Here is a 24,782-nt window from a genome sequence, read left to right on the forward strand (position 1 = left end):
CTTACTTGCCGAGCGTGGCCTGCGACCAGAGCTGGTCGACTTCGGCCTTGTGCGTCGCGGCCTTCGCGACGTCGAGCGGACGCACCTGCGGCGCGTTCGGCAGCTTCGCGGCAACCTCCTGCGCGACCGGCGTGCCGGGCACGGCCGGGCGCACGTAGCCCTGCGCGAACAGCGCCTGGCCGACGTCGCTCATCACGAGGTTGAGCCACAACTGCGCGGCGGCCGGATTCGGTCCGTTCTTCACGAGACTCATGGCATACGGCGCCGATACACTGCCGTCCTGCGGGATCACGACCTCGGCCGCATCGCCCATGCCGTCCGTGTACTTGGCCTTGAGCCCGTCGTTCTCGTAGCCGATCAGGATCGGAATCTCGCCCTTGACGAATTTCGCGTAGGGCGTCGTCCCCTCGACGCGCAGCACGTTGCCCGCCTGCTTCAGCTTGCCGAAGAACTCCGCGCCAGGCTTCGGGTTGTCGACGCTGCCGCCGTTCGCATAGGCGGCGGCGAACACGGCGACCTGCCCCTGCCCGGTCGAGCGCGGGTCGAGATAGACGACCGCGTTGCGATATTCGGGCTTCAGCAGGTCGGACCAGCGCTGCGGCACGTTCTTCACGAGCTTCTTGTTGACGAGCAACGCGATGTTCAGCGAGTGCACCGCGAACCAGCGGCCGTCGGCCGCGCGAAACACCGTGGGCAGCTTGTCGAAATTGACCGGCTTGAACGGCGCGACGACGTCCTTGGCCGTCGCATCGAGCGCCGACGCCGCGAAGTAATACGCCGTGTCGGCCTGCGGGCGGCGTCGCGACTTGTCGAGCGCGACGACCGTGGCCGCCGAGCCGATGTCGTTGTACGTGATCTCGACCTTCGGGTAACGCTTGCGGAATTCGGCGAACAGCGACTTCCAGTTCGCCCATTCCGGGCCCGTGTCGAACGACACGACGAGCCCTTCGTCGGCGGCCTTCTCGTACAGCGCATCCTCCCCGGGATACAGCGACGCGGCATGGGCGAGCGCCGGCGCGAAGGTCGCGAACGCGCAGAGCGCCAGCAGGCGGCGGCGCGTCGCATGAAGAAAGTGGCGGCGTGCAGACATCGTGATTCTCCGTTGTATGAATAGGTCGCCCGCGCTCACGCGGCGGGCAGCACGAGCAGGTGGCGCGGCTCGATCGACACGCAGCGCGCGGGCAGTTCGCGCCCTTCGCCGAGCAGTGCGTCGGTCGCGCCGGCCGGCACGAAGTCGAAGCGCTGTGTCGCGCCGAAGTAGCGCACCTCGCCGACGCGGCCATCGATGCGGTTCGCGACGTCCCCGGGTGGATCGGGTTGCAGGTGTTCCGGCCGGATCAGCACGTCGACCGTGTCGCCCGGCCGGTGCGTACCCGTCTCCGCGCACAGCGTCGTGAACCGCACGTCGACCGCGCCATGTGCGAGCACACGGCCGCGCAGCAGCGTCGAATGGCCGACGAAACGCGCGACCTGTGCGGTCGCAGGACGCTCGTACAGGTCGCGCGGGGTGCCGGCCTGCAGCATGCGTCCGCCGTCGACGATCGCCACGCGATCGGCCATGCTGAGCGCTTCGTCCTGGTCGTGCGTGACGAGCAGCGTCGTCGCGCCGCAGGCGCGTTGCAGCGCGCGGATCTCGTCGCGCAACTGGTGGCGAATGCCGGCGTCGAGCGCCGCGAGCGGCTCGTCGAGCAGCAGCAGCTTCGGTTCGATCACGAGCGCGCGGGCCAGCGCGACGCGCTGCTGCTGCCCCCCGGACAGCAGCGCCGTGCTGCGATCGGCCTGCGCGGCGAGGCCGACACGTTCGAGCATCCCGAGCGCGCGGTGGCGGCGCGGCGCTGCGGCCATGCCGCGCATCTTCAGGCCATAGGCGACGTTGTCGACGACCGACAGGTTCGGAAACAGCGCGTAGTGCTGAAACACCATCCCGATCTCGCGCTGCCACACCGGCACGCCGGCCATGTCGCGGCCGCCGATCGCGATGCGTCCGCGGTAGCCGTCGAGCAGGCCGGCGGCGAGGCGCAGCAGTGTCGATTTGCCGGAGCCGCTGCGGCCCATCACGGCGAGCAGCTCGCCCTGGGCCGCGGACAGCGTGACCGCGTCGACGCCGTGACGGGCGCCCGGATACTGGAAGCTGACGTTTTCGAAATCGAGACTCATGACGGTTTCACTTCAGGCGTTGCACGGTGAAGACGGAGGCGAGTGTCGCGAGCACGGCGAGGACGAGCAGCACGACGGTCGCCGCGCAGGCCATCCCGGACGCGCCGTAGAACGCCTGCAGCAGCACGATCGGATAGTTGCGGTAACGGAAGCCCGCGATGAGGTTCGAGATCTGGAATTCGCCGATCGACAGCGCGGCGACCATCACCAGGCCGGAGAACAGGCTGTGCCGCAGGTTCGGCAGCACGATCGTGAAGAACTGGCGCAGCGGCGTCGCGCCGAGCGTGGCCGCGCATGCCTCGAGATGCGCGAGGCCAAGGTGGCGCAAGTCGCTCAGCAGCGTCTGCAGCAGGTACGGCAGCGTCAGCACGGCGTGCGCGGCGATCATCAGCGGCAGCGTGCCGAGCCACGGCAGCGCATCGCCGCTGAAGATCGCGATGTAGCCGAACCCGAGCGTCAGCGCCGGCACCGCGATCGGCATCAGCATCACGATGCGCGCCGCGAAGCCACGGCCGGCCAGTGCGCGGTGATGCAGCGCATAGGCGAGCGGCAACGCCAGCACGGCATTGATCGCGCAGCAGGCGAGCGCGACCACGAGGCTCGTGCCGAATGCGCGGGTAAAGCTGCGATTCGCGGCCAGATCGACGAACCAGTGCGACGTGATGCCGGTCGGCAGCAGCGTGTTCGTCCACGACTGGCCGACCGAGCCGATCAGCAGCAGCACGATCGGCAGCGCGAGATACAGCCCGAACACCGCGACGAACGCCCGCAGCAGCAGGCGTCCCGCCATCGCGCGCGGCCGTTTGTTACGACGAATCGGAATAGCTTCGGCAAGGGCCGGAGCGGATGGCGGATGCATGGCGAATCTCGCTGACGGACACGGAACGGGTCACGCAACGCCCGCCGGGCCGGGCCGGAACGCGTTGTCATGACGGACGCAGTGTGCGGATCCGACATGGCATCGTCATGAAAAAAACGTACAACGCCCGCATCGATCTGTGCGCGCAAGGAATAGTTCGCCGTGAAGCACCTGTTTCCCAACGTCGCGGAGCTGCACGCGTTCGCGAGTTCCGTGAAGTACCTGAACTTCTCGTATGCGGCGCGCGAGCTCGGCCTGACGCCGAGCGCGGTCAGCCGGCAGATCGCGAATCTCGAGACGCTGTTCGGCGTGAAGCTGTTCGTGCGCGAGGGGCGCAATCTCGCGCTCACGCGCGCCGGGCAGCTTTATCACGCGCGCGTGATCGGCCCGCTGCGCGAGATCGGCAACGCATCGATCGAATTGCTGAGCGCGCGCGAGGACAGCGACCTGCTGACGATCGCAAGCGTGCCGACCTTCACGACGAAGTGGCTGGTGCCGCGCCTCGCGCGCTTTCTGGCCGGCGCGCCGGAGGTCACGCTGAGTTTTCGCCGCCATCTCGCGCACGGCGACGTGTTTCCGTTCGAACTCGACGCAGCAATACGCTATGGCGACGGCGCATGGGAAGGCGTCCGATGCGATTACCTGGACGGCCGCACCTTCGTGCCGGTCTGTTCCGGCGAATTCGCGGCGCGACATGCGCTGCGCACGCCCGCCGACACGGCCGCCGCGCCGCGGCTCGTGCACGAGCAGGCGGAGATCGCGTGGTCCCTCTGGGCGGAGCGCCACCGCGTCGCCGGGATGAACGCGCTCGCGGGGCCGCGCTTCGAACAGTATTCGGTGCTGATCCAGGCCGCGCAGGCCGGGCTCGGGCTCGCGCTCGTGCCGCGCTTCCTGATCGCCGACACGCTCGCGAGCGGCGCGCTCGTCGAACCGTTCGACGCGCCCGTCGACGTCGACGCGCAGGGGCACTACCTGTGCTACGCGCCGGAGCGCCTGGAGACGAGCGCCGCGTTGCGGCGCTTCAGGGAATGGATGCTCGACGAATGCGCGGACCGATGAGCGCGCCCGCCAAAGCCGGCGCGCCTGGACGGCACGGCGGCGCCCGTAGCACGTCGCCGTACCGCCCCTCACGTTGCGTCAGTGGTCGATGCCGAGCCCCGGCAGCACGTGCGTGTTCTCGGCCACGACCGCGTGCAGCAGCTTCGGATCGGCGCCGAGCAGCCCGAGAATCGTCGGCGCGACCTGCTTCGTGCCGACGAGATCGCTCACGATGCGCGCGCGGTGAAGCCCCGGATACGACACGAGCAGGCCGAGGTGGCTGTCGTCCGGCGCATTGCCGCCGTGCTCCTCGTCCTTCTTCGTGCTCGACGTGTAGATCACGCCCGGATTCGGCTGCACGATGATGTCCGGCGTGCGGCCGTTGGCCGGATCGCCGAATCGTTCGGCCAGCGCCGCGCCGTACAGGATGTACGCCTGCGAGCCGTCCGCGCAGATCCCGGGCGCGTTGCAGCCGAGATTCGCCTTCAGCGTCTGCACCACGGCCGTGCGCTGGCCGCGGTCGCGCAGCCAGATCAGGCCGACGTCGTCGGTCTGCACGAAGCCCGTGCCGACCAGGCCCGAGCCGTCGTTCAGGTTGCCCGTCGTCGTGTTGTTCTGGCCGAAGTTGCCGTTCGGGTCGAGATAGTTGTTCGCTTCGAGCAGCTTCGTCAGCGTGTCGCCATTCTTCACGAGCCTGGTGTGATCAGTCGGCGACTGGCCGTGCTTCGCCGTGACGATCACTGCCGTCGACGTGTACAGGTTGCGCTGCTTCAACTCGTTGACGATGCGGCCGATCGAGTTGTCGACGTACGTGATCGCGTTCGCGACCTGGCCGTTCGGCGTGAAGTTCGCGTCGAGATAGCCGCCGCCCTTCGCGACCGGCGCCTTCTGCGCGACGCTGAGCGTCTGGAAGTTGGCGCCGAACAGCGTCGGCACCGGCGCGTTCTTCGTGCCGGTCGAGTCGCGGCCGTCGATCTGGTTGACCAGCGCCTGCACGTGCAGGTTGTCGAAGCGCGCGGTGTGTGAATAGACGTCGGTGTATGCGGTGTTCGTCGCCGGGTCGATCGAGTTGATCTCGGTGCGCATCAGATCGTCGACGCCCGTGCCCGACGGGCCGTTCAGCCAGTCGTAGCCCCACGCGTGCTTGTCGGCCCACGCGGTGTACGCGTTCGGCACGCCGGCCTTGACGGCCTCGAACACCGTGTTGGTCTTCACGTAGTTGTGCGGATAGACCGGCACGCACTGGCCATTGACCTTCGCATGCGGGATCGCCTGCGGGTTGAACGCGCCGCCGCCGTCGAGGTGCACGAGCGCGCCGCCATTGAAGGCATCGATGCCGGTCGTCTCGTCGAACACGACGTTCCAGCCCTGCTTGCCCGAGCAGGTCGTGTCGCTCGGCGCATACAGGTTGCGGTCGTACGACACGTCGTAGAACAGGCCGGCCGTCTTCGGCGAGCCGCCCGTCACGAGCGCCGCGAGGCCCGGGAACGAATCCGACAGGCCCGGTGTATAGGCGTTCGCGTACGTGACGCCGTTTTGCGCGAGCACCGCAATGTTCGGACACGTGTTCGCGCCGATGCAGCGCGCGAGGTCCTGTTCGTGCAGGCCGTCGACGCTGATCAGCAGCACGTGCTTCACGACGCGCCGGCCGCGGCCGGCGTCATTACCCTGACCGTTGCCGTCCTGCTGCGCCGCGTAGACACCCGCGCTTGCGAGCGCCAGCGCGCCCGCCATCATCGCCGCCACCTTCCGCTGCTTACCAAGGAAAGACATCATCACCCCACCTCATCGATTGACGTTGAACTGCGTGACCTGCCAACAGGCGAGCAGAATATGGCCGGATCGTGCGGCGGTCCGATGAAGCGGGGCTTTCTGTTTTCTGTCAAACGTAACCAATCGCAAATGACACGACGCCGTCGCAAAGCAAGGCGAGCGGGCGCACGCCGCGACGTGCGCACCGGGCCGGTGCATCGTGCGCGCCATCGCCCGCCGCGGCATTTTTTTCGCACTTGGCGCATGACTATTGGCGTGTGATAAAGGGTTTTCCCTGACCCGGAGCACGAGTATGTCGACCCTGGAAGCTCTCCGGTTCGTGCTGGACGATGCACGTACCCCCGAAATCATTCGCCACCACGTCGTCGACGCGTTGCAATACGCGCTGCGCAACTACGGACAGGTGTTCACCGCGAAGGAGGTCGAGTGGCTGACGCAGTGGGACGATGCCCGCCTGCCGCTGGCCGCGAGGAAGGAACTGGACAAGCGCGAACCGGCGATCGCCGAGCGCTGAAAGGAAGGCGCGCCGCCGCGCCCGATTGCCGGTCGAGCGCGGCGGCGGCGGATGATGGCGTGACGCGGCTTACTGCAGGCCGAAGTCGACGCGGGTCGTCGCGCCCTTGTCCTCGATGCCCTTCGCATCGAGCTTCGGCGCCACGACGAACATGCGGCTCGAATCGATCTTGCCGTCGAGGTACTGGCGCACGGCCTGCGCGCGCTGCTGCGCGAGCGCGCGCAGCGCGTTGTCGTCGGCCGGCGCGTGATCGGCGAGCGCCTTCTTCATGTCCGCATCGGGCAGCGTCTTCTGCAGGCCGATCAGGTTGCGCGGCTTCTTGAAGTCGGCGGCCTTGTATGCACGCGTCAGGTACTTGGTGTACTCGGCCGGTTCGACCTTCACCGACATCGGATCGATGCTCTCTCCTTGGCCGACCACGTCCTTCAGCTTCTGCTGACGCACCAGCCGCTCGACGTACGCGTCGCGCAGCCCCGGCGTGTCCTTCGCCGGATCGACGCGGCCGATCAGGTCCAGCCGGATCGACGGCTTCTCGGTCAGCATCTTCACGACGGTGTCGAGCTTCTTCTGCTGCGCGTCGGTCAGCGCGTACGAGCCCGGCGCGAACTCGACGTACCCGAGATCCTCGCCGCCGCTGCCGCCGAAAGCGTTCGCGAGCAGCGTGAACGGCGACGTCACGGCCTTCGCGATCAGGTTCAGCACCGCGCGCCAGATCAGCCCGCCGATACTGAACTCTGGATTCGACAGCGAGCCCGACACCGGCAGATTCACGTCGATCTCGCCGCGCGTGTTCTTCAGGAGCGAGATCGCGAGCTTCACGGGCAGCTTCGTCGCCGTGTCGTTCTCGACGTGATCGCCGAACGTGAGCTGGTCGATGAAGATGTGGTTGTTCGCCTTCAACTGGTCGTTCGCGAGCTCGTAATGCAGGTCGACGTTGAGCTTGCCCTTCGTGATCGGGTAGCCGGCGTACTTCGCCGAGTACGGCGTCAGGTTGGTCAGCTCGATGTCATGCGCGGTCGCGGTGAGGTCCAGCGCCGGCTTGTCGATCAGCGGGTTCACCGAGCCCTTGATCGAGATCGGCCCGTTGCCCGCGAGATTCGCGGCGACGTCCACCGGCGCGGACGTCGTCGAGTCCGTGCCGAACGCGCCGACCGTCCCCTTGATCGCGACCAGGTTCGCCGTGTAGTTCGGCTTGATGAAGTTGTCGGTGTAGGTCACGCGGCCGTTCTGCAGCACGAGCTGGCCGAAATGCATGCGCACCGGATTCTGCGGCGGCGGCGGGGCCTTCACGGCGACCGTCGCCGATGCGGCGGCCGGCGCGGACGCCTGCTGCACGGCCGCGGCCGGCGGCGTCATGCCCGGCGACAGCGGCACAGGTTCGTTCTTGCTCGCGTCGCGCGTGAGCGACTGCGCGGGGCCCGTCTCCTTCGCGACGACGTCCTTCAGGTTCAGCCGCCCCTGCGCATCGAGCAGCACACGGCCGTAGAAGTTCGAGAAGGTCACGCGCGCGGCGTCGACGTCGGTGCCCTTCTCGTCGTAGTTCACCTTCAGGTTCGACAGCGCGAGCGAGCGCCAGCCCGCGAACGGGTCGGACGTCGCCTTGTCGAGCATCCGCACGTCGACCAGCGCGACATCGCCGCGATAGGTCGCGCGCGGCACGTCCTTCACCTGCGCGAACGTCAGGTTGCCCTGCGCGTTGAGCAGCGCGCTCGCGATGGTCGCGTTCAGCGCGCTGCCGAAGTACGGCTCGAACGCAGCCGCGTCGAGGCGGTTGCCGTTGATCTTCAGGCCGAGCTTCAGCGGCTGCGCGGTCACGTCGCCCGACACGTTCACCGAGCCCTTGCGGTTCAGCGTCGCCTTCAGCTGAACCGGCAGCGGCTTCGTCATGTCATCGCTGATCTTCTGCACCGACAGGTCGAGCGGCTTGATCGCGAGCTTCACCGGGCGCGGCGTCGACAGGTCCGTGAAGTTCGCGGACGACTCCTTCACGTTGAGCGCGTCGATCCGGTAATGCCACGACGGCGCGGCCGCCTCGGCCTTGCGCGCGACCGTGCGCTTGGGCACCGCCTTCTGCGCGGGTTCGGCCAGCGCAGCCAGGTCGATCTTGCCGTCCTTCAGGCGCTTCACGTCGAGCGCGAGCCCGGTCGCATCGACGCTCGCGATTTCCGCCGTGCGCGCGGCGACGTCGACCTTCGCGATCTTCGCGCTCGCGTCGGGCAGCACGATCGCGGGCGCCTTCGCGTCCGGCGTCGCGAGCTTGAGCGACTTCAGGCTCACCGTGCTGTCGGCGACCTGCGCGTCGAGCGGCGTCTTGCCCCAGTCGGCCTTCGCGTTGACGCTCGCGCCGAGCGTGCCGTCGAGCACGCGCGCACGGGTCGCCTCGCCGAGATACGGCTGCAGCGCCGGCAACGCGAGCGCGTCGACCGTCAGCTTCGTGTCGGCCTGCTTCGCCGCCAGGCTGAACGCGCCTTCGGCCTTCACGTCGCCGCCGCGCGACAGCGACGTCGACAGCGTGTATTTCGCGGGCGTCTTGCCCTGCAGCGTGAAGCCGTCGAGCGTCGCGGCGAGCTTCGTCAGCGACATCGCGGTCGGCGTCGCGGGCACGCGGTCGTCGACGTTGATCGTGCCGCCGTCGATCGCGAAATGACGGATCGTCAGGTCGAGCGGCGGCGCTTCCTTCGCGGCGGCTTCGACCTTCGCGTCGCTCGCGGCGTTGGCGGCGGCGGTCGATGCGGCGGCGCCCGATGCGGCCGGCTTGCCCGCGTCGGCCTTCGGCGCGGCGGCCGGCGGGCCGGCCAGCTTCTCGACGTTCAGCACGCCCTGCTTGTCGCGCGCCAGGTCGACGACCGGCTGGTCGAGCCGGATCTCGTCGAAATGCAGCACGTTGCGCAGCGGCTCGAGGCCGGCGGCAGCGACGTGCACGCCGCGCGCGGCGAACAGCGGCGCCGACGCGCGGTCGGTCACCTTCGCGTCGTTGAGATCCACGGTGCCCGACACGCGCAGCGACGGCGTGTCGCCGCTCATCACGAAGTTCAGCGTGAGGTCGCTGCTCAGCAGGCCGCTCGTGACGATCACCGGCAGCTTCGCCGGCGCGTACGAAACCAGCTTCGGCACGTCGAGCCGGTCGAACTTCAGCGCGACTTCCGACTCACGCGACAGCGCGAACGGCTTCGTCTTGCCGTCGATCGCGATCGGGCTGCCGTCGAATTGCGCGCGCAGCTTCGGCTGCACGAAGATGTCGGTCTTCGACGGCAGCGTCGCGATGAACGGAATGCCGAGCGTCCAGTTGTCGACCACGTGCTTTTCGTTCAGCAGGCGGTCGTCGAAGTCGATCCGCCCGTCGTTGACCTGAATGTTCGATACCGAGAAATGGGTCGGCTTGCTTTCGGGTTTGGACGGCGTCGAGAACTTCTCGATCAGATCGGTGAAGTTGAAGCGCTGCGCGTCGTATCGGACGACATGGAAGCGCGGCGAGTCGACGCGCACTTCGTTGACGATCGGCGCGCCGCGAAACAGCGACGACCACGACGGCCGCACGACGAGCTTGCCGATATCGATGAAGTCGCCCTGGCCGCCGCGCTCGCCGACGTGCACGCCGTCGGCTTCGAGGTTCAGCGTGTAAGGGTTCAGCGCGATGCGCCGGATGGTGGACGGCCGGCCGAGCTGCTGGCTCAGTTGCTGTTCAGCAATGTGACGAATCAGCGGCGGCGCCGCGAAGAATCCGAGCAGTCCGAATAAAACGAGGAAGATCAGCACGCCGAGGCCGATGCGCCGGGTCCGGCGCGAGCGTGCCACGCCGCCGAGGGCATGAAGGGTCGAGGATACGGTTTCTTTGTCTGCGCTTGACATGCTTGGATGCCTCGGGAATGGATGCCGGGCCGCGCCGGAAAACCGGCACGGCCGCGCACGCTATCCCGAAAGTATAGGCTCAGGTGGTGACGGAACGACGTTCGGGCGAGGCCGCCGCGCCCGCGCATCGGACAGTGGCGGCGCCCATCGGTTCATTTTCGGACGACGACGGGCGGCATCCACGAGCCGTCGCTCGCCTGCGGTTTCGGTGCGTAGAGTCGCAGCGCGAGCGCGAAATCGGCGCGCGGCGCCGGCAGCCAGTTGGCCGCATGCGTGCCGCCCGGCGACGCCGACACGACCACGTCGATCGAGCCGTCGTGGTTGCGGCGCAAGCGGTCGCGGTCGCCGAGCGAGCGGCGCGCCGAGCCGACGTCGGGCAGCGCGCCGTTCGTCGCGTACGGCGTGAGCGTCCAGAACCCGCGCACCGGCGGCAGCGCGCCCGGCGCGAAATGCAGCACGTAGCGGTTTGCGCCGTTCAGCGAGTGGCCGTCGCTGTCGACGCGCACGAGCGCGAGCGTCTCATCGTCGCGCGTCGCGGTGCCGAACTGCGTGTAGGCCGCGTACGCGCGCAGCGCGTAGTCCTGGCCGTACTTGCCGGCCGTGTCGCCGATCCAGCTCCAGCCGTTCGCGCTCAGCAGGTTCGACGGCGGCGTCGCGAGCCGCGCGCGCGCTTCGGCGACGCCGGCCGTCGCGGCGCTCAGGCGATCGCCCGTCCACAGCACCGGATAGCCGGCCGTCACACCGATGTCGCCGAGCAATTCGTTCGCGTGCGCGTCGTCGGCCGGTGCCGGGTTGTCTTGCAGCGCCTGCGCGAAGCGCGTGAAGAACGCCTTCGGGTCGAGCGCGGCCACCTGCTCGGCCGGCGTGCCGCCGCTCGCCGCTTCCAACGGCGCGCTGCCCGCATGGACCGCGACCGACGCGCCACGCGTGCTGCCCGTATAGACGGACAGCGGCACCACGCGGATCGCCCGCTGCAGTTTCTTCACGTTCGTGAGGTCGCGCCCGCCGCTCGTCTGCAGCCGCACCTCGAGCCACGCGTTGGCCGACGGCACGTCGATACGCAATGCGCCCTTCGGCAGGGTGCCCTGCCAGTCCTTCGCGGCGAAGGCAATCGTTTGCGATCGCGCGGCGCCGCGAGCGCCACGCGCCGCCACGCTCGACGACGACCACAGCACGTTCGTCCACATGTCGAGCGCGCGGGCATCCCAGTAGCGGCCGCGGGTATCCGGCAGCGTCACGATCACCGGCTCGGCACCGACGTCGAGCCAGCCGGTCGAGTCAAGCGTGTCGACGCCCGGCAGCGGCGGGTTGAGCGCGCCGACGGGCGGCAGCGCCTGCGCGTGACGCAGCGTGTTGAGCGGCGCCTGGCCCGGCTGCGCGCTGTCGCCGCCCGTCGCGGCTTCCTTCGCGACGTCCATCAGCACGAGCGGATACGCGTATATGTAGGAGTCAGCCACTTCGGCGCGCATCCAGCCGGTTTTCCGCTGGATCGCGTCCGGTTGCGACGCGCATCCGGACAGCAGCGCCGCGAGGGCCAGCGACGCGCCTGCAGCGCGACGCAGAGAAATTGATTCTCGTAGGTTTTCAATCATTGATTACTGGCCGAATATCGTTCTTGTCAGTCAACGCCTTGTTCGACTCACGATCGGCGAAAGCAAGGCACCCCAGCGTGCCCGGTCGCCGCTTCGCCGGGCGGGCGCTGATGTCAGGCCGGTATCATAGCGCCTAAGGGCATCCCCCAATATGCCGAATATCGGGTGCAGCGGTAGCCGGGCTGTCGTCAGCCACGACTTCCATTGATCCGGCCCTTGTCCGGAGCCGCCCGACGCCTGCGCAGGGTGGCATGACGGGCGAGAATGGGTCGGCCGTCGGCACGATCCCGTATTGCATCACCACCCCTTGACCTTCCCATCATGGGAATGTTGATACTGGAGTCAGTCGCGGCACGAACCGCGCTTTTGGGGAATCCAACATGACTGAATCACTCGCCTCCGCCGACATGCAAACGATCGAACTGACCATCGACGGCATGCATTGCGGCGGCTGCACGGGCCGCGTGCAGCGTGCGCTGGCCACCGTGCCGGGCGTCGTCGATGCCGCGGTTGATCTCGACGCGCATGCGGCGACGGTGACCGCGCAGGACACGGTCGAGCCTGCGCAGCTCATCGCCGCGGTCGACGCCGCCGGCTATCGCGCGGCCGTGCGCGAAGCGGCGGTCGAAGCCGTTGCGTCCGCGCACGTCGAGCACGCGACGCACGCGAACGCCCGGCCCGCAACGGCGGCGACGGTACTGCCCGCGCCCGCCGCCAGCATCGAACTCGACATCGACGGCATGACCTGCGCGTCGTGCGTGTCGCGCGTCGAAAAGGCGCTGGCGAAGGTGCCCGGTGTCACGCGCGCGTCCGTCAACCTCGCCACCGAGCGCGCGACCATCGACGCGGCACCGGACGTTTCCGCGTCGCAACTGGCCGAAGCCGTGCGGCAAGCCGGCTACGACGCGACATGGGTCGCCGCGCCGCCGCCGGCCGCTTCCCGCGATCTCGAACTCGACATCGGCGGCATGACGTGCGCATCCTGCGCCGGCCGCGTCGAAAAGGCGCTGGCCGCCGTGCCTGGCGTCACGCGCGCGTCGGTCAATCTCGCGACCGAACGCGCGTCGGTGCATGGCACCGGCGTGCTCGACGCCACCACGCTGATCGCGGCGATCACGACGGCCGGTTATCGGGCGTCGCTCGCCGTTGCGCCGGACCCGAGCGCCTCGACCGACGCCGACGCCCGCGCCGGCGAACCCGCACAAGCCCCCGACGCCCGCAAGCGCCGCGAAGCCATCCGCGAACGCAATCTCGTGATCGGCTCGGCCGTGCTGAGCGTGCCGCTCGTCGTGCCGATGCTCGTCGCGCCGTTCGGCATCGACGCGATGCTGCCCGGCTGGCTGCAGCTCGTGCTCGCGTCGATCGTCCAGTTCGGCTTCGGCGCACGCTTCTACCGCGCCGCCTGGCATGCAGTGAAGGCACGCACCGGCAACATGGATCTGCTCGTCGCACTCGGCACGTCGGCCGCGTTCGGCCTGAGCCTGTGGATGCTGCTGCGCGACCCCGCGCACCCCGGCCATCTGTATTTCGAGGCATCGGCCGTCATCATCACACTGGTGCGCTTCGGCAAATGGCTCGAAGCGCGCGCGAAACGCCAGACGACCGAGGCGATCCGCGCGCTGAACGCGCTGCGTCCCGACCGCGCGCGCGTCGTCGAGCACGGCGTCGAACGCGACGTGCCGCTGGCGCAGGTGCGCGTCGGCACGACCGTCAGCATCCGTCCGGGCGAGCGTGTGCCCGTCGACGGCCGGATCGTGTCGGGCCGCTCGCACGTCGACGAATCGCTGATCACCGGCGAAAGCCTGCCGGTGCCGAAGGACGAAGGCGATCCGGTCACGGCCGGCTCGATCAACGGCGAAGGCGCGCTCGTCGTGGAAACCACCGCGATCGGTGCGGAGACGACGCTCGCGCGCATCATCCGCCTTGTCGAATCCGCGCAGGCGGAAAAGGCGCCGATCCAGCGGCTCGTCGATCGTGTCAGCGAAGTGTTCGTGCCGGCGATCCTCGGCATCGCCGTGCTGACGCTGGTCGGCTGGCTGATCGCCGGCGCCGGCATCGAAACAGCGATCCTCAACGCGGTCGCGGTGCTCGTCATCGCGTGCCCGTGCGCGCTCGGCCTCGCGACGCCCGCCGCGATCATGGCGGGCACCGGCGTCGCGGCCCGCCATGGCGTCCTGATCAAGGACGCCGAGGCGCTCGAACTCGCGCAGCGCACCACGGTGATCGCGTTCGACAAGACCGGCACGCTGACCGAAGGCAAACCGTCCGTGACGGCATTCGAGGCCGTCGACATCCCACGTGAGCAAGCGCTCGCTCTCGCGGCCGCAGTCCAGCGGCAAAGCGACCACCCGCTCGCTCGCGCCGTCGTCGCCGCGCACGATGCGGACGTCGTGGCCCGCGGCGGCGGCGCGGGTTCGGCCGAGGTCGTCGCGGCCGATGCGCGCGCGGTGGCCGGACGCGGCGTCGAGGCGCGCGTTGGCGGTCAGCTTCTCGCACTCGGCAGCACCCGCTGGCGCGACGAACTCGGCATCGTCGTGCCACCCGCACTCGACGCGCGTGCCGCGGAACTCGAGCGCGCGGGCAATACGATTTCGTGGCTGATGCGTGCCGACGCGCCGCGCGCGCTGCTCGCGCTGATCGCATTCGGCGACACCGTGAAGCCGGGCGCGCGCGACGCGGTCGCGGCACTGTCGGCGCGTGGCGTCGCGAGCGTACTCGTCACGGGCGACAACCGCGGCAGCGCGGCCGCCGTCGCGGCGGCACTCGGGATCGGCGAAGTGCATGCGCAGGTGCTGCCCGACGACAAGGCGCGCGTGGTGGCCGAACTGAAGCGCACGCACGGCGGAATCGTCGCGATGGTCGGCGACGGGATCAACGACGCGCCCGCGCTCGCCGCGGCCGACGTCGGCATCGCGATGGCGACCGGCACCGACGTCGCGATGCATACGGCCGGCGTGACGCTGATGCGCGGCGACCCGGCGCTCGTCGCCGATGCGATCGACATCTCGAAGCGGACGTATCGGAAGATCCAGCAGAACCTGTTCTGGGCGTTCGTCTACAACCTGATCGGCGTGCCGCTCGCGGCGCTCGGCTGGCTGAATCCGGTGATCGCGGGTGCGGCGATGGCGTTTTCCAGCGTCAGCGTCGTGACGAACGCGCTGCTGCTGAGGAGATGGAAAGGCCGCGCACGCTGATGCGGGCCACGACGGGCGACGGGTCATCCGACGGAGGTCCGGCGCTTGTCGTATTGGAAATGGCTTGCCGACCGGCGGGGCGCACATTGCATGCGCTGCGTCGGGACCGATCACCGGAAGAAGGCCGGGAAAACGGCAGCGCGCGTCACCGACGCGTGCGTACTGGCCTCAGCTCTGGACGACCGGCTTGATCAGCGTCGTCGTGATCGGCACGAAGCCGCACGCCCGATACAGCGCACGGGCAGCCGTGTTGTGATTGAACACCGACAGCCCGATTTCGGTGACGCCATGACGGCGCGCCTCGGCCTCCAGTGCATCGAGCGCGCGCATGGCCCAGCCCTGGCGGCGCCGGGTCGGGACGATGTCGAGATCGTAGATGAACAGCGTACGGTTCGGCCCTTCGGGCACGATCGCGTACCAGAGGTCGCCGACCGTGTCGCCGCTGGCGGCGTCGATCAGCTGGACGAGCGTCTGGCCGGAGGTGAGCAGGCCGTCGGGCAGCAGCGTATCGAAGCAGGCCCGGGCGCGGTTCGCCGCGTCGTCGGTCGCGTTCTGCCCGGATGACACGAGATCGCGCGCGTAGCCGTCGATGGCGCGCGTGCGGTATGCGTGGAATTCACCGGCCGTCATCGGCCGCATCTGCAGCATGGCCCGGGGGTCGCGAGGGAAGTCGGACTTCCAGTGTAGCGGGACGGTCGCACCGGCGCGCGATGCGGCGGTGGAAAACGGGCAGGCAGTGGCGACGAGCGCCGCGCTGAATCAGCGAATCAGCGAATCAGCGAATCAGCGAATCAGCGAATCAGCGAATCAGCGACGGTACAGGACGATCGGCACGAGGCTCGCACGACGCACGCGCTCGGCTTCGGCGTGACGCGCAGCGTACGAATATTCCGCGTCGAGCGGCAGGTGCGGGGAGACGAACAGGTCGTCGATCTTTTGCAGCAGGGCAAGAATGAAGCTCATGTGAGACTCCTGACAGATGGATCTAGGGTTTTCCCGTAGATGGATGCCATTCTAAGGGTTTTCCCTGAACTCCGCCAGCTCACCGCATCAGTTTGCCGCACCCGCGCCACCGCCGATCGACGGTCCGCCCCGACGCGCCTTGTCGTGCCGGGGTTTGCAGGTAGGGTCGGACGATTTAATGCGCTCGACGCACACGCTTCGCGGCCGCCGTCTCGCGGTTCGCATTGCGCTGCAGCCGGTCGACCTGCGACAGCATCGCTTCGTGGTGTTCCGCGAGCGTCATCAGCGTTGCCTGCTGCGTCGACAGGTCGGCAGCCAGCCGGTCGATCCGCTGCTGCCGGGCGTCAACTTCCTGTTTCAGGTGCGCGATCTGCCGCGTTTGCAGCATCAGCGCGACGAGCCCCGCGAACACGACGACCGTCAGCGCCAGCAGCAGCCGGTTGACGCGCCGCATCTCGCGATCGGCCGCCTGCTTCATGCCGGCCGTCTCGGCCTGCAGCGCGGCGAGCCGATCCGACAGCGGGCGCAGTTGCGTGTCGGGGTCGATAGCCGACGCGCTCGACGTGGCAGGTTGCGCACGATCCGCCGACGGCTTCGTCACGAACGACGCCGCGGATGCAACGGGCTGCACGAATGGCGAGACCGGCGCTGCGGCTGCCCGCGCGGCGTCACGGGCACTCGCGGCAACTGCGGTAATCGTGGGCTGCGCCGGTTCGGCGGTCGCCGACGGCTCACTTGATGGCGCAGGATGCTGCGCCGAGGTCACTTCCGACTGCGCGTCGACGGCCACCGCTTCCGGCGCGCCGCGCGCCGCTGCCGCTTCGCGTGCGCCTGCGGCCACACGGCGCTTGCCACCGGAAGCTGCGCGACGCCCCTTCGTGGGCTCGCCGGGCGTCCGCGCTGCTTCGTCGCGTGTGGCCGGCACGGCGGCGCCTTCGGGCTCACCGCCCGCTTTCGCCGGTCGGTCGCCGATGACCGCATCGGCCGCACCTTCCGCCGCCCCTGCATTCGCCGTCGAACGATCGGCGCGCGTTCCGGCCGTGTCGCCGGCTTCCGCCACACTGCCCGTCTTTATCTGGCTGCCGTCGGTTGCCGGCTCGCCGGCTGCAGTCGCGGCGATACCGTCGGACAGCCGCGCCGCGCCGAGCTTCGTTGCATCGGCATCGGCAGCGGCAGCGGACACGCGCACGACATCGGCATCGGCCACATCGCCGTTTGCACGCGTCGGCGCAGACTCCGTCGTTTTCGCAACGTCGGGCGCCGGCTCGACCGCCCCGCCGTCGGCGCCCGACGTACCGAACCCATCCAGCGTCGCCTGCCGGCCGGCGTCATCGCCGTCCGCGACGGCGGCCACCGTGTCGGCACCCGCCGCCCCGTCATCGTGCGAGGCCACCGGCCCGCGCGCAGCCGGCTCGAGCACCGGATCGCCGAACAGGTCGAGCGTGCGTTCGTCCCGCGGCGCATCGCCGCCCGTCGCGTTGCCGGAGCGCGCGGTGGCCCTGGCGGCGGTGTCTGCCGCGGCCGCGATGGAACGCGGACGCGAACGGGCCGACGAGCGGTCGGAGCGGGAACGGGAGCGAGGCAGGGAAACGGATTCGGTCATGGAGTCGGATTACAGGCCCGCGAACGCGGAACCGGATGTCGAACGGAATCAGTGACCGGCCATTGTCGCATGACCGATCGCCGATCCGGCCGATCGGATGCCGTCTATTCGTCGCCCGACAACCCGTTGCCTTCCTCGAATCGCGTGACGCACGACAGCCCGCGCAGCTTGTCGCAGATCGCGCGGTATTCGAGATCCGACACGCGCCCGAGCGCGATGCGCACCTCGTCATGCTCGCCCGTGTCGTCGGCGCGCTGCACGATGAATTGCTTCACGCGCGCGCTGTCGGGGCCGAGGGCCGCATGCAGCGAATCGAACGTCAGCGCGCCGCCCACCACCGTCAGCGCGAGCTGACGCCGCTGCCGCACCGTGAAGTAGCGCCGCTCGAGCGGCTTGATGCCGGCCAGGATGATCAGGATGATGATCGTCGCGGAAATCGACGCGACGTACAGTCCGCCGCCCACCGCGAGGCCGATCGCGGCGACCGACCACAGGCTCGCGGCGGTCGTCAGCCCGCGCACGATCTCGCCGCGCAGCAGGATCGAGCCCGCGCCGAGGAAACCGATGCCCGATACCACCTGCGCGGCGATCCGCGACGGATCGAGCACGATGTGGTCGCTGCTGCCCAGCACATCGGCGAAACCGAACGCCGACACGATCATGATGAGCGTCGAGCCGACACAGACCAGCATGTGCGTGCGCAGGCCGGCCGCCCACGAAAGGCGCTCCCGCTCGAAGCCGATGACACTGCCGAGCGCGGCCGCGAGAACCAGCCGCATCACGAGTTCCAGGTTGCCGAGCATCCGATTTCTCTCCTGTTTTGAGGACGGCCGCGCGGAATGGTTTATCCTTGGCCCCGGCCGCGCCGCTCCGCGCCGACTCAATTCGATCCAAGCGCTCAACCCGCCATGTCCGTTCCCGATTCCGCTTCCGCCCAGGCCGCCCGATTGCGCGACCATTTTGCGCACGTCATCCTGCCGATCTGGCAGGGTTCAGGGTTCGACCAGACGCTGCGGCTTCCGTTCGAGGCCGTCGATCCGGCCACCCATGCACCGCTGCCCGTCACCCGTTATCGCGCAATGGCATGCGCGCGACAACTGTTCGTGTTCGCGCAGGCCGGCCACACCACGCACGCGGCCACGCTGTTCGACTCGCTGTGCAGCCGCTTCCGCGACCCGCGCCACGGCGGCTGGTTCTACAGCGTCGATGCACAAGGCGCGCCGCTCGACACGACCAAGGACCTTTATACGCATGCGTTCGTCGTGTTCGCGTGCGCCGCATGGCATGCGGCGTCGGGCGACACCGCGGCGCGCACGGTCGCCGAGGACACCGCCGCGCTGATCCAGGACCGCTTCGCGCCGCAGCCGGGCGACGCGCTGCTCGACGCCGCGCGTCACGCCGATTTCTCGTCATCGGGCAGCGGCGCGCTGCAGAACCCGTTGATGCACTTGACCGAAGCATGGCTTGCGGCCGCCGATGCATTCGGCGATGCGGCGTTCGACGATGCGCTCCTGCGCACCGCGCAGGCCGTCGAGCGCACGTTCGTCGATACGTCGACCGGCTGCATCGCCGAACTGCCGCTCGGGGCGACCGACAACCGCTTCGAGCCCGGCCATCAGTTCGAATGGTTCTATCTGGTCGATGCGGCCGGCGCGCGTCTCGCGCAAACCGGGCTCCCCGACGCACTCGCGCGCGCGTTCGCATTCGCCGAGCAGCACGGGATCGATCCGCGCACGGGCGCCGTGTGTGCGGCAGTCGACGCGCAAGGCGCATGCATCGACGGCACGCAACGGATCTGGGCGCAGACCGAATACCTGCGCGCGCTCGCCATGCACGGCGGCACGCCGGCCTCCGCGCCGCTCGCGCAGCAGATCGAGCGCTTCGCCGCGCGCTTCCTGCATCCGCGCGGCTGGTTCGAGTGCAAGACGGCCGACGGGCAGGTGTCGCGCGCCGACATGCCGTCGACGACGCCCTACCACCTCGCGACAGCTTACGCGGCGCTGCCCGCCGTTTCGTAACCGGCGTCGGCAAACGACGACGACGCGCGCTCGTCGCGAAGACCGCGAACCGCGCGCGCGTCGCCCAGTTCGAACACCGACACCGCCTGCATCAGGTGCGCGGTCTGGTCGTTCAGCGACGCGGCCGCCGCCGCGACTTCCTCCACCAGCGCCGCGTTCTGCTGCGTCAACTGGTCCATCTGCGTGACCGCCTGATTGACCTGCTCGATGCCGACGCTCTGCTCGACCGACGCGGCCGTGATCTCCGACATGGTCTGCACGACCCGCGTGATCGACGCCGATACCGTCCGCATCGCGTCGCCCGCCCGTTCGACGAGTTCCGAGCCGCCGTCGATCTGCGTGACCGACTCCTCGATCAGCGCCTTGATCTCCTTCGCCGATTGCGCGCTGCGCTGCGCGAGCGAGCGCACTTCGCCGGCGACCACCGCGAAGCCGCGGCCCTGCTCGCCGGCCCGCGCGGCCTCGACCGCCGCGTTCAGCGCGAGGATGTTGGTCTGGAATGCGATGCCGTCGATCACCGAGATGATCTCCGCGATGCGCCCGGAGCTTTGGGCGATGGCCCGCATCCGGTCGATCACGCTGTCGACCACGCCGCCGCCGTGACGCGTCGCGTCGAGCGCCGCGTCGGCCAGCGCGCTGGCCGCACGCGCGCTGTCGGTGTTCTGGCGGACGGTCGCGGTCAGTTCCTCCATGCTCGCGGCGGTTTGCTCGAGCGACGCGGCCTGGGTGCCCGTGCGCGCCGACAGGTCCGCGTTGCCGCCGGCGATCTCGCCCGCGCCGAGGTGGATCGCATCGGACGCGTGACGCACGGTGCGCACGGTGTTAGCGATGCTCGCCTGCATCGCGGCAAGGCCGCGCAACATCCGGTCGATCTCGAACACGCCGCCTGCCCGCACGGCTTCGTCGAGCCGGCCCTGCGCGATGCGCTCGAAATGGCGGCCGGCTTCGTCCAGCGGCGCGACCACCGCGCGCCGCGCGGCAGCGTAAATCGCCGCGCTCGCCGCGAGCATCGCCGCCAGCAGCACGATGCCGACCCACTTGAACCACTGAATCCCGCTATCGATCGTGGCGAGCGCGTCGCGGCTCGACGCGGCGCCGTAGTCGGCGAAGCGGTGCAGCTCGGCGAGGTACGCGTCCTGGAAACCCTGTGTCGGCTGGTCGAGGAACGCCTGGATGTTGTCGGCGTCGAGGAACTGCACGAGTTCGCCCAGCGCGCCGCGCAGCGCGCGATAGCGCTCGGCGAGCGCGGCTACGCGCGCGCGGTTCGTCGCGTCGACGGCCTGCGCGGCCGTCAGCGCGGAGAACGCCTTGTCCGCTTCGGCGAGCGACGCGCTGGCATGGCGGATGATCTCGTCGGGCTTCGGGCCGCCGCGTACCATCCGCGTGCCCGCGCGCGACAGGTTCACGCGTGCGTCGAGCAGGCGCTCGGTCGCCTGGCTGGCCGCGTCGACCTGCCCGATCGCGACGTTCGACAGATCGTCGACGCCGCTGCGCGTCGATGCGAGCGCCCAGAAGCCGAGTGCCTCGATCGCGAACAGAAAGAGGCAAAACACGGTCAACACGCCGAGCAGACCCGACGCGAGCTTGATTTTTCCGAACATGGGGGAGATTCCTGGAAAGGCGACGATGGAGCAATGCCCCGGCATTAGCGGCATTTCTTCGTCGGACTTTAGGAATGCGGGTGAGAAGCGGCCGGCCGAGACCCGCCAGTCCCGTCGAATCGCCAGCAAACGAGAACAATGTGCGCGTTCGACGCAATAATCGCGTCGCATCGCGCCGGCCATTGTGCGAAATGCGGACGAATTTCCTTGCTTATCCGCAGCCCCCTTCCTAGAGTTCAGCGCAAGCGGACACGCATTGCGAGGGCAGTCGATGACGAACATCACGGACCACGCGCGCGGCGCATTGCGCGCGCAACCGTTCAGCATGCTGCTGGGCACGGAGCTGATGCATATCGGCGACAACGAAGTGTCGCTGTGCCTGCCCGTGCGGGAAGAACTGCGGCAGCAGCACGGCTTCGTGCACGGCGGCGTGATCGGCTACCTCGCCGACAACGCGCTGACGTTCGCTGGCGCGCTCGTGCTCGGCCCGCGCGTCATCACCGCCGAATACAAGATCAACTACCTGCGGCCCGCCGTGAACGGCACGCTCGTCGCGCGAGCGAAGGTCGTCTACGCGGGACGGCACCAGGCGACCTGCCAGTGTCATGTGTTCGTCATCGACGGCGATCACGAGCGGCTCGTCGCGATCGCGCAAGGCACGATCAATCGCGTCGGCGACGGCAAGATGCCGGATGCGCCGGAGGAAACGGCGTGAATTGTCGCGGACGCAAAGGCCATCGGATTACCTGCCGGCGTCGTCCTGACGATCGCGCCCCGTGCCTGTGATGCGACATCGCAACCACCAGCCGCGGCACGCGCGACGCGCACCGTCCGGTTCCATCGCTTCATCGCGGCAGCGATAGACGGCGTCGCGATCACGGCGACCGACTGCGACGTCCAGCACGATCACTTCCGCTCGATCCGCCCGGCAAGCCGGGATTTGAACGGGTCGTGTCGAACCGAATCCGCGGATCGACGCTTCGGCCGACCTATTCCGCGGTGCCCGCTTTCAACGGCAGAAACCGCGGCGCCACGCGCGCCCGAACGTTACCGCTCGCGTCGGTGCGGTAAATCCCGCGCGCCGCATTGTGCGGATGCTCGACCGCGTCGGCCACGCTCAGCACCGGCGCGAAACACACGTCGGTGCCTTCGAGCAGCGCGCGCCAGTGCGCTGACGGCTGCTGCGCGAACACGTCGGCAAAACGCGCCTTCAGCGCCGGCCAGCGTGCGCGATCGTACTGCGACGCCGGATCGACGTCGGTCAACCCGAGCCGCTCGACCAGCAGCGCGTAGAACGGCGGCTCCAGCGCACCGATCGTCACGCATTCGCCGTCCGCGCAGCGATACACGTCGTAAAACGGCGCATCGTGGAAGAGGCTCGGCTGCGTGCCATCGAGCTGCCCGTTCGCGCGCGCCCACAGCGCGAGCGAGCCGAGCATCGACACGATGTCGACGATCGCGCCGTCGACCACGCGCCCCGGGCCGCCGCCGCGCACGTCGAACAGCGCGCAGATGATCCCGAATGCGAGCCCGAGCGCGCCGCCGGCATCGCCGACGACGGTCGGCGGCACGCCCGGCCGGCCGTCGCGCGGCGCGGACAGCGACAGCAGCCCCGTCAGCGCGACGTAGTTCAGGTCGTGCCCGGCGGCCGTCGCGAGCGGTCCGTCCTGGCCCCAGCCCGTCATCCGTCCGTACACGAGCTTCGGATTGTCGCGTGCGCAATCGTCCGGGCCGAGACCGAGGCGCTCCATCACACCGGGCCGCAGCCCCTCGATCAGCGCGTCGGCCTGCGCGATCAGCGCGAGCGCCGCGTCGCGGCCGGCCGGCGTCTTCAGATCGAGTTCGACGATCGTCTTGCCTTCGCGCAGCAGGTCGCCGTCGCGGCCCTGCAGCGCGTCCGGCGCGCTGGTGCGGCCCGCGGGACGCGCGATCAGCGTGATGCGCGCCCCCATCCCGGCGAGCATCCAGCCCGCGAGCGGGCCGGGGCCGAGGCCTTCGAATTCGACGATGTGGACGCCGGAAAGCGGGACACCAAGCGACATACGATTCTCCTGTCGACCAGCGTTAGCGCTTTAGCGCTTACGCTGGTCCCATGCTTCGCGGTCGACCAGCGTTCGTGCTTTAGCGCTTACGCTGGTCCCATGCTTCGCGGTCGACCAGCGTTAGCGCCTTAGCACTTACGCCGGCCCCATCCGTTGCGGTCGATCCGCGATGACTCAAGCCAGCGCGCCCCCCGTGCATCATGACCGCAATGCGCTTCAACGCGCCGGCACGGTCACCGATGCAACGCATTGCGTCGCGAATTGCCGTCATCACACGTGCGCCAAACGAAAAATCCCTGCGCAGCAGGTCCGCTTCGCAGGGATCGGTCCGTTTCAGCACTGCAGGGTTGCGCGCGCGAACCGCGACACACTCAGAACGCATCCCCCGGCACCCGCACCCAGCCTTCCATCAGCACGCGCGCGCTGCGGCTCATGATCGCCTTCGTGACGGTCCATTCGCCATTTTCGAGCCGGGCTTCCGCGCCGACGCGCAGCGTGCCCGATGGATGGCCGAAGCGCACCGCGTTGCGTTCACCGCCGCCCGCCGCCAGGTTGACGAGCGTGCCGGGAATCGCCGCAGCCGTGCCGATCGCGACCGCCGCCGTGCCCATCATCGCGTGGTGCAGCTTGCCCATCGACATCGCCCGCACCAGCAGGTCGACGTCACCCGCATTCACGCGCTTGCCGCTCGACGCGACGTAATCGGCCGGCTTCGCGACGAACGCGACCTTGGGCGTGTGCTGACGCGTCGCGATCTCGTCGAGCGTGTCGATCAGGCCCATGCGCAGCGCGCCATGCGCGCGGATCGTCTCGAACTTCTCGAGCGCCTTCGCGTCGCCGTTGATCGCGTCCTGCAACTCCGTGCCCGTATAGCCGATCGCCTCGGCCTCGACGAAGATGGTCGGAATCCCCGCGTTGATCATGGTCGCCTTCAGCGTGCCGATGCCCGGCACGACGAGGTCGTCGACGAGGTTGCCGGTCGGGAACATCGAGCCGCCCGAGCCTTCTTCCTCGGCGGCCGGGTCCATGAACTCGAGCTGCACTTCGGCGGCCGGAAACGTGACGCCGTCCAGCTCGAAATCGCCCGTCTCCTGCACCGCGCCGTTCGTGATCGGTACGTGCGCGACGATCGTCTTGCCGATGTTCGCCTGCCAGATACGCACGGTCGCGATGCCGTCGCGCGGCACGCGCGACGCATCGACGAGGCCACCGCTGATCGCGAACGGGCCGACGGCCGCCGACAGGTTGCCGCAGTTGCCGGTCCAGTCGACGAACGCGCGATCGATCGAGACCTGCCCGAACAGGTAGTCGACGTCGTGACCGGGCCGCGTGCTCTTCGACACGATCACCGTCTTGCTGGTCGACGACGTCGCGCCACCCATCCCGTCGATCTGCTTGCCGTACGGATCGGGGCTGCCGATCACGCGCAGCAGCAGCGCGTCGCGTGCGGCGCCCGGCGCCTGCGCGGCGTCCGGCAGATCCTGCAGCCGGAAGAACACGCCCTTGCTGGTGCCGCCGCGGATGTACGTCGCCGGAATCCTGATTTGAGGAATGTGAGCCATGTTTGCGTTGTCCCTGT

General features: G+C 68.9%; 18 protein-coding genes. 5 read left to right on the plus strand and 13 right to left on the minus strand.

Features of this window, described 5'->3' with window-relative positions:
- Position 1 precedes the first annotated feature (1 nt).
- Genes DIE11_RS13175 through DIE11_RS13185 form a run of 3 tightly spaced genes read right to left on the minus strand, consistent with a single transcriptional unit; the run spans position 2 to position 3,016 of the window.
- Positions 2 to 1,090 (minus strand): extracellular solute-binding protein, encoded by a 1,089-nt coding sequence (locus DIE11_RS13175; protein ID WP_124624424.1) that lies wholly within the window; start codon positions 1,088 to 1,090, stop codon positions 2 to 4.
- Positions 1,091 to 1,125: 35 nt separating this feature from the next.
- On the minus strand, positions 1,126 to 2,157 hold the full coding sequence (locus DIE11_RS13180) for an ABC transporter ATP-binding protein (RefSeq protein ID WP_124624427.1): 1,032 nt from the start codon (positions 2,155 to 2,157) through the stop codon (positions 1,126 to 1,128).
- Between the two features lie 7 nt (positions 2,158 to 2,164).
- Positions 2,165 to 3,016 carry an ABC transporter permease gene (locus tag DIE11_RS13185; protein ID WP_059598945.1) on the minus strand — a complete coding sequence of 284 codons (852 nt, stop codon included), beginning with the start codon at positions 3,014 to 3,016 and terminating at the stop codon, positions 2,165 to 2,167.
- Between the two features lie 162 nt (positions 3,017 to 3,178).
- Here DIE11_RS13185 and DIE11_RS13190 point away from each other — a divergent pair, with 162 nt between their 5' ends.
- On the plus strand, positions 3,179 to 4,075 hold the full coding sequence (locus DIE11_RS13190; RefSeq protein WP_124624430.1) for a LysR substrate-binding domain-containing protein: 897 nt from the start codon (positions 3,179 to 3,181) through the stop codon (positions 4,073 to 4,075).
- A gap of 78 nt (positions 4,076 to 4,153) precedes the next feature.
- On the opposite strand, the gene DIE11_RS13195 is transcribed toward DIE11_RS13190, so the two are convergent.
- On the minus strand, positions 4,154 to 5,830 hold the full coding sequence (locus tag DIE11_RS13195) for an alkaline phosphatase family protein (RefSeq protein WP_124624433.1): 1,677 nt from the start codon (positions 5,828 to 5,830) through the stop codon (positions 4,154 to 4,156).
- Positions 5,831 to 6,119: 289 nt separating this feature from the next.
- Here DIE11_RS13195 and DIE11_RS13205 point away from each other — a divergent pair, with 289 nt between their 5' ends.
- Positions 6,120 to 6,341: a hypothetical protein gene (locus DIE11_RS13205; RefSeq protein WP_059448952.1), complete on the plus strand. Its 222-nt coding sequence runs from the start codon at positions 6,120 to 6,122 to the stop codon at positions 6,339 to 6,341.
- A 69-nt stretch (positions 6,342 to 6,410) separates the two neighbouring features.
- Here DIE11_RS13205 and DIE11_RS13210 read toward each other — a convergent pair whose 3' ends face one another.
- Both DIE11_RS13210 and DIE11_RS13215 read right to left on the minus strand, forming a co-directional pair.
- Positions 6,411 to 10,190, minus strand: a complete 3,780-nt coding sequence (locus DIE11_RS13210) for a DUF748 domain-containing protein (RefSeq protein ID WP_124624439.1) — start codon at positions 10,188 to 10,190, stop codon at positions 6,411 to 6,413.
- 152 nt (positions 10,191 to 10,342) lie between these two features.
- Positions 10,343 to 11,782 carry a DUF1254 domain-containing protein gene (locus DIE11_RS13215; protein WP_059598940.1) on the minus strand — a complete coding sequence of 480 codons (1,440 nt, stop codon included), beginning with the start codon at positions 11,780 to 11,782 and terminating at the stop codon, positions 10,343 to 10,345.
- 380 nt (positions 11,783 to 12,162) lie between these two features.
- On the opposite strand from DIE11_RS13215, the gene DIE11_RS13220 reads away from it, so the two are divergent.
- On the plus strand, positions 12,163 to 14,976 hold the full coding sequence (locus DIE11_RS13220; protein WP_124624442.1) for a heavy metal translocating P-type ATPase: 2,814 nt from the start codon (positions 12,163 to 12,165) through the stop codon (positions 14,974 to 14,976).
- A 168-nt stretch (positions 14,977 to 15,144) separates the two neighbouring features.
- Here DIE11_RS13220 and DIE11_RS13225 read toward each other — a convergent pair whose 3' ends face one another.
- The 4 genes from DIE11_RS13225 to DIE11_RS13235 form a co-directional block, all read right to left on the minus strand.
- Positions 15,145 to 15,624 (minus strand): N-acetyltransferase, encoded by a 480-nt coding sequence (locus tag DIE11_RS13225; RefSeq protein WP_059598939.1) that lies wholly within the window; start codon positions 15,622 to 15,624, stop codon positions 15,145 to 15,147.
- A gap of 159 nt (positions 15,625 to 15,783) precedes the next feature.
- Complete coding sequence (locus tag DIE11_RS36295; protein ID WP_170296432.1) at positions 15,784 to 15,939, minus strand: hypothetical protein; 156 nt, start codon at positions 15,937 to 15,939, stop codon at positions 15,784 to 15,786.
- A 175-nt stretch (positions 15,940 to 16,114) separates the two neighbouring features.
- A complete protein-coding gene (locus DIE11_RS13230; protein ID WP_124624445.1) occupies positions 16,115 to 17,542 on the minus strand; it encodes a flagellar hook-length control protein FliK in 1,428 nt (475 codons plus the stop codon).
- A gap of 104 nt (positions 17,543 to 17,646) precedes the next feature.
- Positions 17,647 to 18,345 (minus strand): MgtC/SapB family protein, encoded by a 699-nt coding sequence (locus DIE11_RS13235; RefSeq protein ID WP_124624448.1) that lies wholly within the window; start codon positions 18,343 to 18,345, stop codon positions 17,647 to 17,649.
- A 105-nt stretch (positions 18,346 to 18,450) separates the two neighbouring features.
- On the opposite strand from DIE11_RS13235, the gene DIE11_RS13240 reads away from it, so the two are divergent.
- Positions 18,451 to 19,560, plus strand: a complete 1,110-nt coding sequence (locus DIE11_RS13240; RefSeq protein WP_124624451.1) for an AGE family epimerase/isomerase — start codon at positions 18,451 to 18,453, stop codon at positions 19,558 to 19,560.
- On the opposite strand, the gene DIE11_RS13245 is transcribed toward DIE11_RS13240, so the two are convergent.
- Positions 19,533 to 21,161: a methyl-accepting chemotaxis protein gene (locus DIE11_RS13245; RefSeq protein ID WP_124624454.1), complete on the minus strand. Its 1,629-nt coding sequence runs from the start codon at positions 21,159 to 21,161 to the stop codon at positions 19,533 to 19,535. The two genes, DIE11_RS13240 and DIE11_RS13245, sit on opposite strands and share 28 nt — an antisense overlap.
- A gap of 271 nt (positions 21,162 to 21,432) precedes the next feature.
- Between DIE11_RS13245 and DIE11_RS13250 the strand changes: the two genes are divergently transcribed.
- On the plus strand, positions 21,433 to 21,876 hold the full coding sequence (locus DIE11_RS13250) for a PaaI family thioesterase (RefSeq protein WP_124624457.1): 444 nt from the start codon (positions 21,433 to 21,435) through the stop codon (positions 21,874 to 21,876).
- A 274-nt stretch (positions 21,877 to 22,150) separates the two neighbouring features.
- Here DIE11_RS13250 and DIE11_RS13255 read toward each other — a convergent pair whose 3' ends face one another.
- Together DIE11_RS13255 and prpF are read right to left on the minus strand one after the other, a co-directional pair.
- Positions 22,151 to 23,203 (minus strand): CaiB/BaiF CoA-transferase family protein, encoded by a 1,053-nt coding sequence (locus DIE11_RS13255; protein WP_124624460.1) that lies wholly within the window; start codon positions 23,201 to 23,203, stop codon positions 22,151 to 22,153.
- Positions 23,204 to 23,574: 371 nt separating this feature from the next.
- On the minus strand, positions 23,575 to 24,765 hold the full coding sequence (gene prpF / locus DIE11_RS13265; RefSeq protein WP_124624462.1) for a 2-methylaconitate cis-trans isomerase PrpF: 1,191 nt from the start codon (positions 24,763 to 24,765) through the stop codon (positions 23,575 to 23,577).
- Positions 24,766 to 24,782: the final 17 nt, after the last annotated feature.

It is taken from the genome of Burkholderia sp. Bp9012, from assembly GCF_003853825.1.
Lineage (GTDB): Bacteria > Pseudomonadota > Gammaproteobacteria > Burkholderiales > Burkholderiaceae > Burkholderia > Burkholderia diffusa.